General features: G+C 46.3%; 2 protein-coding genes and 1 pseudogene. All 3 read left to right on the forward strand.

Annotated features, from left to right (window positions below; genetic code table 11):
* On the forward strand, positions 1–152 hold a 152-nt coding region (locus AB4496_RS27240), incomplete at its 5' end, for a UTRA domain-containing protein (protein WP_372133075.1).
* Between the two features lie 113 nt (positions 153–265).
* Positions 266–1,516, forward strand: coding sequence for an imidazolonepropionase (gene hutI, locus AB4496_RS27245; RefSeq protein ID WP_009846493.1), 1,251 nt, complete (start codon positions 266–268; stop codon positions 1,514–1,516).
* Positions 1,503–1,614, forward strand: a pseudogene (locus AB4496_RS27250) (formimidoylglutamase); the annotation flags it as partial. The gene hutI and the pseudogene AB4496_RS27250, both read left to right, overlap by 14 nt.

The following is a 1,614-nucleotide window of genomic DNA, read 5'->3' on the forward strand; positions in this document are numbered from 1 at the left end:
CTCAAATAAGAACGTCACTAAAGTTATCAGAATCAGAGCCTTGCCTTCTTTTGAATAGAAGAACATGGAGCAAAGAACGCCTCATCAGCTTTGCATTGCTCTACCATCCCGGCTCTAAGTACAAATTAAGCTCCAAGATACTTCTAGATTAAAGAACATCATCCTGATCGCCGATCACATTTTTGCAACATCAACTTGATTCGGGTCAGCGTTTAGCCTATTTATTTGTATATACATTTAATGTTTAGCAAAGATCTAGGTGATTATGAATTTGATCCTCAAAAACGCACGAGTGGTCTCCATGAGTTCGGGAACCGATGGTTATCAGCCCACTTCCCCTCAAAATATCGTTATCGAAAACGGTAAGATCGTGTCCATCTCTTGTTCAAACCACGAGGCACTTGCTTCTGAATTAGAACAAGTAAGTGTTGATGGTTCTTTGGATTACGTCACCTATGACTGCAAAAACAAACTCGTCACCCCTGGGTTAATTGATTGCCACACTCACCTTGTATTTGCAGGTAATCGTGCCAATGAATTTGAGCAGCGTTTGAATGGTGTGTCTTACACCGACATCGCCAAGCAAGGCGGCGGCATTCTGGCGACAGTAACCGCGACCCGCGCAGCGCAAGAATCCGAACTGGTTGAAATGGCTTTGCCTAGACTCGATGGCCTGCTAAGAAGTGGCGTAACCAGCATCGAAGTAAAATCTGGCTATGGTTTAACACTTGAAGATGAGCTCAAGATGTTACGCGCAGCTAAAGCGTTAGAGAATCATCGCCGAATTAAGATCACCACCACTCTCCTTGCAGCGCATGCTGTGCCACCTGAATATAAAGAACAACCAGACAGCTATATCGATCTGGTTTGCCAAGAGATCATTCCTAAAGCCGCAGAGCAAGGACTCGCCGATGCAGTTGACGTGTTCTGCGAATCTATCGGCTTCAATTTAGAACAAACCGAACGTGTATTTGCAGCAGCCAAAGAACACGGACTAGCGATTAAAGGCCACACAGAACAGCTTTCAAATATGGGCGGCAGTGCGCTCGCAGCTAAATACGGTGCACTCTCTGTCGATCATGTTGAGTACCTTGATGAAACCGGAGTCAAGGCACTAGCGGAATCAGGCACAGTTGCGACCTTGCTACCCGGAGCTTTCTATTTCCTAAAAGAGACTCAACAACCGCCCGTTGCCCTACTTCGTGAACACGACATTCCAATGGCAATCGCGACCGACCTAAACCCCGGCACTTCTCCCTTTGCTGATTTAACTCTAATGATGAACATGAGCTGCACCCTGTTTAGTACGACGCCTGAAGAGGCGCTGCGCGGTGTAACTTGTAACGCTGCGGCTGCCATTGGCGACTCACAAACTAAAGGCAAAATTGAAGTTGGTTATGCCGCTGATTTAGCTATCTGGAATATCGAGCACCCTGCCGATCTAAGCTATCAAGTCGGTGTTCCTCATCTTCATAAACGCATTGTTAATGGCGAGGTGTGTCATGACTCAATCTAATTCCAACGGCATTCAAAAGAACTCAGAAACCGTACATAACTTCGTGTGGACGGGACGTAATGATCTTGAAGATGGCGCACTAGGTACACGCGTTCATC

The sequence above is a fragment of the Vibrio sp. 10N.222.46.A1 genome, from assembly GCF_041473595.1.
In the GTDB taxonomy this organism is placed as follows: Bacteria; Pseudomonadota; Gammaproteobacteria; order Enterobacterales; family Vibrionaceae; genus Vibrio; species Vibrio tasmaniensis_A.